General features: G+C 69.8%; 7 protein-coding genes. All 7 read right to left on the bottom strand.

Translation table 11 applies throughout. The features are described from left to right. Positions 1 to 378: 378 nt before the first annotated feature. The 7 genes from OP79_RS31100 to mltG all read right to left on the bottom strand — a co-directional run bounded on the left by OP79_RS31100 (position 379) and on the right by mltG (position 7,258). A complete protein-coding gene (locus OP79_RS31100; RefSeq protein ID WP_063742029.1) occupies positions 379 to 1,266 on the bottom strand; it encodes a Pro-rich N-terminal domain-containing protein in 888 nt (295 codons plus the stop codon). 162 nt (positions 1,267 to 1,428) lie between these two features. Then, positions 1,429 to 2,529 carry a 3-dehydroquinate synthase gene (aroB, locus tag OP79_RS31095; RefSeq protein WP_033324945.1) on the bottom strand — a complete coding sequence of 367 codons (1,101 nt, stop codon included), beginning with the start codon at positions 2,527 to 2,529 and terminating at the stop codon, positions 1,429 to 1,431. Then, entirely contained in the window at positions 2,526 to 3,044 is a 519-nt protein-coding gene (locus OP79_RS31090; protein WP_033324943.1) for a shikimate kinase, read from the bottom strand. Before OP79_RS31090 ends, aroB begins: the two co-directional genes overlap by 4 nt. Then, positions 3,041 to 4,225 carry a chorismate synthase gene (gene aroC / locus OP79_RS31085; protein ID WP_033324941.1) on the bottom strand — a complete coding sequence of 395 codons (1,185 nt, stop codon included), beginning with the start codon at positions 4,223 to 4,225 and terminating at the stop codon, positions 3,041 to 3,043. The genes OP79_RS31090 and aroC overlap by 4 nt, the downstream gene beginning before the upstream one ends. Before the next feature lie 167 nt (positions 4,226 to 4,392). After that, positions 4,393 to 4,653, bottom strand: a complete 261-nt coding sequence (locus tag OP79_RS31080; RefSeq protein WP_051745054.1) for a hypothetical protein — start codon at positions 4,651 to 4,653, stop codon at positions 4,393 to 4,395. Between the two features lie 45 nt (positions 4,654 to 4,698). Continuing rightward, complete coding sequence (locus tag OP79_RS31075) at positions 4,699 to 5,538, bottom strand: shikimate dehydrogenase (protein WP_033324939.1); 840 nt, start codon at positions 5,536 to 5,538, stop codon at positions 4,699 to 4,701. After that, a complete protein-coding gene (mltG, locus tag OP79_RS31070; protein WP_078492119.1) occupies positions 5,519 to 7,258 on the bottom strand; it encodes an endolytic transglycosylase MltG in 1,740 nt (579 codons plus the stop codon). The genes OP79_RS31075 and mltG overlap by 20 nt, the downstream gene beginning before the upstream one ends. Between the last annotated feature and the right edge of the window lie 110 nt (positions 7,259 to 7,368).

Below are 7,368 nucleotides of genomic sequence, written 5' to 3'. Positions count from 1 at the left end.
GCGCCGTTCCCCGCGCCCCTGGGGTGGGTGGTGGGTGCGGGGTCGTGGGCCGGTGCGTCAGCCCGTCGCAGGCCGGGCATACGGCCCTGGCCCGGTACACGGTGCGGGTTCTCCGAGACCGGACCTAAGCGACGGGCATACGACGCACCGGCCCACGCCCCCTCCCGCCGGTAGGAAGGGTGCGGGGTTCGTTGTGGCTGGTGAGCGTGGTGGCGGACGGTTCCGGGAGCGCCCCTTCAGGGGCGCGGGGAACTGCGCGACCAGCCACGACGGGCCCGCAGCCGCGACACGACATGTCACCCCGCCCCCTGGCGGGGGTCTGGGGGCGCAGCCCTCAGTTTCGGGAAGGGGCGGGCTTGGGGAAAGGAAACCCTCTGCTCACCACTGCGGCGGGCTCGCAATCGACCGAGCCAGCACATCGTCAAGCACACGCGCCGTCGTCGGAACGTCAAGCTGGGAGTTGTCGATGATGGGAAGCCCGGACCCGTACCAGCCGGCCATCCGGCCATGGATGCGGGCGACTTCCTCATCGGTGAGGCGACGATTTCCGGAGCGCTCGGCGTTGCGCTCCAGAACTATCTCCAGGCCCGGCAGGAGCACGACCGGCAGCAGGCCGGGCCCCACGTGCCGCTTCCAGCCGCCCAGACCGACGACCGGCCGGTCGGGGAACACCGCGTCATCGAGAATGCACGAGATGCCGTTGGCCAGAAAGTTGCGCGCGGCGAAGCCGCAGGTGCGGCGGGCGAGGCGATACTGCGCCTCCGAGTGGTCGTTCCACCCCGACTGCGGGTCCGCGAAGCCCGAGCGCACCCATTCGCGTACGTCGTCGAGGCTGATGTGCGCGGTGGGGACCCGACGGTGGTCGGCCCAGTACTTGGCGACGCTCGTCTTGCCGGCACCGGCGGGACCGATGAGCAGCACGGCCAGCGTGGTGGACGTGAGATCGGGCGTGCCCGCGGCAGGTGGCGGGCTCGGCATCGCGACGGGGCCGCCCGGCGGCAGCTGCACATGCCCCGTGGTGTCCGGCATCGGCGCGGGCGCGTGCTGCGGTGGCGCGTGATGCTGCGGGGCGGGCGCGTGCCCCGGAGGGTGTGGCGCGGCGTGTCCGGGTGGTCCGGCGAAACCCGGCGGGGGGTTCATGGGCGCGGGCCCCGCGGGGGGACCCGAGTGCGCGCCCTGGTGCCCCGCGCCCGGCGACCAGCCGGCGGTCGGCTCCTGCCCCGGCTGGTGGGGCGGCGGCAGCGGAGACCCCACTGCGTGCTGCATCCGGTGCCACTCCGTCTCGTATCTCTTGGCGCTGGCAGCGGGACACCTGCCCCGCTCCCTACCGAACGGTACCGTCCCCGGCCGACGTTTGGTGAACGGCCGGGGAGGGCCCGAAGTGCCCATGCACACAAGGCAAATCAGGTGAAGTGGCCTCCTGTGGAGCTATTCGCCCACTTCTCCGTAGGCGGCGAGCAGGACGGCCGGGTCGGGGCCCTCCAGGACGGTGGGCTTGGCAAGTCCGTCCAGGACGATGAAGCGCAGCAGGTCGCCTCGGGACTTCTTGTCGACCTTCATGGTCTCCAGCAACTTGGGCCACTGGTCGTAGCGGTAGTGCAGCGGCAGGCCCACGGACTGCAGGATGGTGCGGTGCCGGTCGGCGGTCTCGTCGTCCAACCGGCCTGCCAGGCGGCCGAGTTCGGCGGCGAAGTGCATGCCGACGGCGACGGCGGCGCCGTGCCGCCACTGGTAGCGCTCGTTCTTCTCGATGGCGTGGCCCAGGGTGTGGCCGTAGTTGAGGATCTCGCGCAGCCCCGACTCCTTCAGGTCGGAGGAGACCACCTCGGCCTTGACCTTGATGGAGCGTTCGATCAGTTCCGCGGTGTGCGGACCGGCCGGGCTGCGCGCACCTTCCGGATCGGCCTCGATCAGTTCCAGGATCCGCGGGTCGGCGATGAACCCGGCCTTGATGATCTCCGCGAGTCCGGACACGAAGTCGTTGACCGGCAGCGAGTCGAGGGCGGCCAGGTCACAGAGCACCCCGGCGGGCGGGTGGAAGGCGCCCACCAGGTTCTTGCCCTCGGCGGTGTTGATGCCGGTCTTGCCACCGACCGCCGCGTCCACCATCGCCAGCACGGTCGTCGGAATCGCGATCCAGCGCACCCCGCGCAGCCAGCTCGCGGCCACGAACCCGGCCAGATCGGTGGTCGCGCCGCCGCCCACCCCGACGATCACGTCGGTGCGGGTGAAGCCGGACTGCCCCAGCGCCTTCCAGCAGTACGCGGCGACTTCGGCCGTCTTGGCCTCCTCGGCGTTGGGCACCTGGATGGCCACCGCGTCGAAGCCCTGCCCGGCCAGATCGGCCCGGACCGCCTCACCGGTCTCGGCCAGCGCCTCCGGGTGGACGACCGCGACCCGCTTGACTCGCGGGCCGATCAACCCGCCCAGTTCACCAAGGAGTTGACGGCCCACCAGCACCTCGTACGGCTCGGTGCCGGCCGTACCGCCGACCTGGATCCGGGTCACCGTCTGGTCCTGCTCGCTCATGCCTGCTTCAACTCCAAGGCGTCGAGGACCGCTTGGGCGACCTCCTCGGGAGTGCGGTCGTCGGTGGCGACGACCGCACGGGCGACTTCGGTGTAGAGGTGGCGGCGAGCTTCCATCAGCTCGCGCCACTGGCGGCGCGGATTGACCGCCAGCAGCGGCCGGGCCACGTTCAGCCCGGTGCGCTTGGCGGCCTCCTCGACATCCATCGACAGGTACACCACCGGGAGTCCGGCCAGCAGCGCCCTGGTGTCGGCATCGAGGATCGAACCGCCGCCCAGCGCCAGTACACCCTGATGCTCAGCCAGCGCCAGGTGCACCGCCCGCTTCTCGATCGCGCGGAAGGCCTGCTCGCCCTCCTCGACGAAGATGTCCGCGATGGTGCGCCCCTCGGCGGCCACGATGTCCTCGTCGGTGTCCCGGTGGCCGACCCCGAGCCGCTCCGCGAGCAGCGCGCCCACCGTCGACTTGCCCACACCCATCGGGCCGACGAGCACGACCACAGGTCCTGCGCTCATCGGATCGCCAGGTTCTCGAGGTACGAAGTGACGTTGCGCCGTGTCTCGGTGACGCTGTCGCCGGCGAACTTCTCGGCCACCGCGTCCGCAAGGACGAGTGCGACCATCGCCTCGGCGACGATGCCCGCCGCCGGGACGGCGCAGACGTCCGAACGCTGGTGGTGTGCCTTCGTCGCCTCACCGGTCACCACATCGATGGTGGCCAGCGCGCGCGGCACGGTCGCGATCGGCTTCATCGCGGCGCGTACACGCAGCAGTTCACCGGTGGTCAGCCCGCCCTCGGTGCCGCCCGAGCGGCCGGAGGCCCGCCTGATGCCCTCGTCGGTCCGCACGATCTCGTCGTGCGCCTTGGAGCCCGGCACCCGCGCCAGGTCGAAGCCGTCGCCGACCTCGACGCCCTTGATGGCCTGGATGCCCATCAGCGCGGCCGCGAGCCGGGCGTCCAGGCGCCGGTCCCAGTGCACATGCGAGCCCAGGCCCACCGGCACTCCGTACGCCAGCACCTCGACCACACCGCCCAGGGTGTCGCCGTCCTTGTGAGCCTGGTCGATCTCCTCGACCATCGCCCTCGACGCGTCCTCGTCCAGGCACCGCACCGGGTCCGCGTCGAGCTTCTCGACGTCGGAGGGCTTGGGGTAGACGCCGTACGGCGCCTTCGCCGCGGCCAGCTCGATGACGTGCGAGACGATCTCGATGCCGGCCGTCTCCTTGAGGTACGAGCGCGCCACCGCGCCCAGTGCGACGCGGGCGGCGGTCTCCCGCGCACTCGCCCGCTCCAGGATCGGCCGGGCCTCGTCGAAGCCGTACTTCTGCATGCCCGCCAGGTCCGCGTGACCGGGCCGCGGCCGGGTCAGCGGCGCGTTGCGCGCCAGCTCGGCGAGCACGGCCGGGTCCACCGGGTCGGCCGCCATGACCTGTTCCCACTTGGGCCACTCGGTGTTGCCCACCATGACCGCGACCGGCGAGCCGAGCGTCAGCCCGTGCCGGACACCGCCCAGGAAGGTGACCTCGTCGCGCTCGAACTTCATCCGCGCGCCACGCCCATAGCCAAGGCGCCGCCGTGCCAGGTGGTCCGCCACCATCTCCGTGGTGATCGGCACGCCGGCGGGAAGTCCCTCCAGCGTCGCCACAAGTGCGGGACCGTGGGACTCCCCCGCGGTCAGCCAGCGCAACCTGCTCAACGGTGCTCCTCGATACTCGCGCCCTGGTACTGCGTACTGCCTGTGCGTACGCGCGTCCTCGCGTACGGCGACGGCGCGACCGGGTGCGCGGCCCTGGCCCGCCACTGTCGATCCTCCCACGTCCGCCCCCGAGGACCTGGCGCAGGTCCATCAGGCGGACGACTCGGTCAGGTCGTGGCGTCGTTGCGCGGCTGCTGGGGCGCGTACGCACCGAGGTAGTCGGCGCCGCGCGCCCCGTCCGGCGCATCGGGAATGGGCGTGATCGGGCCGAGCGCTCGTCGGAGGGCGCGTCCGCGGCGCCACTTGACGACCCGGAAAACGACAAAGCCGCCGACTGCCAGTGCGATCGCCGTGTACTGCAGCCAGTCCGGCAGGAAATTCAGCGTGGCCTGGAAGATTTCCGACTTCCAGGAAGCCTGCGTGGTCATGAAGATTCCCCCTCGGTCCCGCCCCCTGCGGAACCGGAAAGAATCTTAACGTCCGGCGAGTGCGTGCTCTCCCGCTTTTCGCATGGCGCCCAGCGGGGCCGGCGTACGCCCCGTCATCTGCTCGACCTGGAGTGCCGCCTGGTGCACCAGGAGGTCGAGGCCGCTGACGACGGCGCCGCCGTACGCGGACCAGCGGGCGGCGAGGGCGGTCGGCCACGGGTCGTACAGGACGTCGAAGAGCGTGGCGGGGCGCCCGGGGACCGCGGAGGCGAGGGCATCGGTGGTGCCCGCCGGGGTCGTGGCGACCACCAGCGGCGCGTGCAGCGCCCGCTCGGCGTCCGCCCAGTCCGCGATGCGTACCTCGGTCTCCAGCCGCTCGCCCCACTGCCGCATCTCGACAGCACGCGCCTCGCTGCGGACGTACGCGACGATCTCGCCCGGGCAGATCCGCGAGACGGCGGCCAGCGCGGACGAGGCGGTGGCGCCCGCGCCGAGGATGGCGGCGGACTCGACCTGCTCGATCCCGTGCTCCCGTAGGGCGGCGACCATGCCGGGGATATCGGTGTTGTCGCCGACGCGTCGGCCGTCCTCGGTGAACACGACGGTGTTGACCGCCTCGACGGAGGCCGCGGTCTCGCTGATCTCGTCGAGCAACGGAATCACGGCCCGCTTCAACGGCATGGTCAGCGAAAGCCCGGCCCACTCCGGTCCAAGCCCCTCAAGAAAGCCGGGCAGTGCGGCCTCGTCGATCTCGAAACGGTCGTACGACCAGTCCCCCAGTCCCAGGGCTGCGTAGGCGGCGCTGTGCAGGACCGGGGAGAGGGAGTGGGCGATGGGCTTGCCGAGCACAGCGGCACGGCGGGCGTCAGTTGCCCGAGCGCGCATCGAACTTTTCCTTGAGCTTCAGGAATTCGCCATGCGTCTTGGCGAATTCGGTCTTTTCCACACCATCGGTCGCCACGAAGTAGTACCAGCCGTCGTCGGTCGGATCGAGTGTCGCCTTCATGGCGACGTCACCCGGGTTAGCGATCGGGCCGGGCGGCAGTCCCTTGTTCGAGTACGTGTTGTATGGGTCCTTGTTGTTGTTGATCTCCGACTCGCTGATGTCGATGTTGCTCTCGTTCTTCAGGTAATTGAAGGTCGAGTCGAACTGCAGCGCCCCGTAGGTCTCGGGGTTGGCGAGGTCGAGGCGGTTGTAGACCACCTCCGCCATCTTGCGGTAGTCATCCCTGGTCTTGCCCTCGGCCTGGACGAGGCTCGCCACCGTGACAACGTCCAGCGGGTTGTCCAGCTTGAGTTCCTTGGCCTTCGCCTCAAGGTCGTACGCGGCGTACTTCTCCTTGGCCTGGGCGACCATCTTCTTCAGGACGTCCTCGGGTTTCATGCCCTTTGCCGCGGCGTAGGTATGCGGGTAAAGAAAACCTTCCAGCGGATCCTTGATGTCGTCGTTGTTGTTCGCCCAGTCAGGAAGTCCTAGGCTCTCGTATTTCTCCTTGGCTACGTTCGCCGTGGTGCCCTTTTTGAGTTCGAGCCTCTTGTCGATCGCCGCGTAGACCGCGGCATTGCGCTGCCCCGGCGCCACGATCATGTTGTTCTGGCTCTTGGGGTCGAGCATCATGCTCACGGCGCTCTCGGCGGACATCTCCTTCTTGAGGAGATAGACGCCGGCCTGGATCCGTTGGCCCTCGGGATTCGCCGAATGCGCGGACACAAACGCGTCGACGCTCTTCACGACGCCCGCCGCTTTCAGCTCCTGGCCGATCGCGGCGCCGCTCGAGCCCTCGGCGATCTCGACCATCACCGTCTGGCTGGTGCCGTCTCCTGTAAAGTCCGGAGCCTCGGCGAAACGGCTTTGGTAAAACTGGTAGCCGTAATAGGTGGCTCCGCCGAGACCACCGACGAGGACCAGCGACACGACCAGGCAGGCGCAGCCATTGCGGCTCTTCTTGCCGGTCTTCCCTTTGCCCTTGCTTTTTCCTTTGCCGCGCTTCCCGTCCGACGGGTCGTCGTCGAAGTCGTCGTCATCGTCGCTGCCGCCCGAGAAGAAGGCGTGCTCGCCCTGATCCGGTCCCGGGTCCCAGTCGGTCGGCGGCGCGGGCTCGGGTTCGCGCTCGGCCTGGCGGCGGCTCGGGGGCTGAGGCGTCGGGTACGCGTCGGGAGTCCCGTAGTAGTCGGACTGCTGACCGCCGTACGCGGGCTGCTGACCTCCGTACGGGGCGTCAGGGCCGGCGCCGTACGGGCCTTGGCCATGCTGCCCGGTGTCCCAACCCCCGTTGTGCTGCTGGCCGTTCTGGTCGTACGGCTGACCGCCCTGGCCGTGGTACTGGCCGTTCTGGTCGTAGTACTGCTGCTGATCCGGGCCGCCGTACTGCTGCTGTCCCTGGGCATAGTGCTGCTGCCCCTGGTCGTAGCCGACCTGCTGAGGGGTGCCCCAGTCGCCGTACTGGTTCTGCTGTTGCTGCGGCTGCTGCGAATAGTGCTGCTGCTGGCCGCCGTACGAGGACTGGGCCGCGTGCCCTTCTTGTCCTCTCCATCCGTCGTCCCCGAACAACGGGTCCTCGGGATGCCACGGTTCGGAGCCCTGGCCCCGGCCATAATCAGTCATCGATCCCCTAGAAGCCGCGAGGCGGCGGTCGCGCGGCGCGTGTGGCCCGGCTCCCATCCGCCTCTCTGCTGTGCGGAGGCTGTTCGAACGCCACCGCATCGCGCGGAACG

It is taken from the genome of Streptomyces yerevanensis, from assembly GCF_000716805.1.
GTDB lineage: Bacteria > Actinomycetota > Actinomycetes > Streptomycetales > Streptomycetaceae > Streptomyces > Streptomyces flaveus.
This window is presented reverse-complemented; position numbering and strand designations above follow the sequence as displayed.

Excerpts from the sequence above, each read along its gene's own strand:
- OP79_RS31100 (WP_063742029.1), bottom strand. The coding sequence starts at position 1,266 with ATGCAGCACGCAGTGGGGTCTCCGCTGCCGCCGCCCCACCAGCCGGGG.
- aroB (WP_033324945.1), bottom strand. The coding sequence starts at position 2,529 with ATGAGCGAGCAGGACCAGACGGTGACCCGGATCCAGGTCGGCGGTACG.
- OP79_RS31090 (WP_033324943.1), bottom strand. The coding sequence starts at position 3,044 with ATGAGCGCAGGACCTGTGGTCGTGCTCGTCGGCCCGATGGGTGTGGGC.
- OP79_RS31080 (WP_051745054.1), bottom strand. The coding sequence starts at position 4,653 with ATGACCACGCAGGCTTCCTGGAAGTCGGAAATCTTCCAGGCCACGCTG.
- OP79_RS31075 (WP_033324939.1), bottom strand. The coding sequence starts at position 5,538 with ATGCGCGCTCGGGCAACTGACGCCCGCCGTGCCGCTGTGCTCGGCAAG.
- mltG (WP_078492119.1), bottom strand. The coding sequence starts at position 7,258 with ATGACTGATTATGGCCGGGGCCAGGGCTCCGAACCGTGGCATCCCGAG.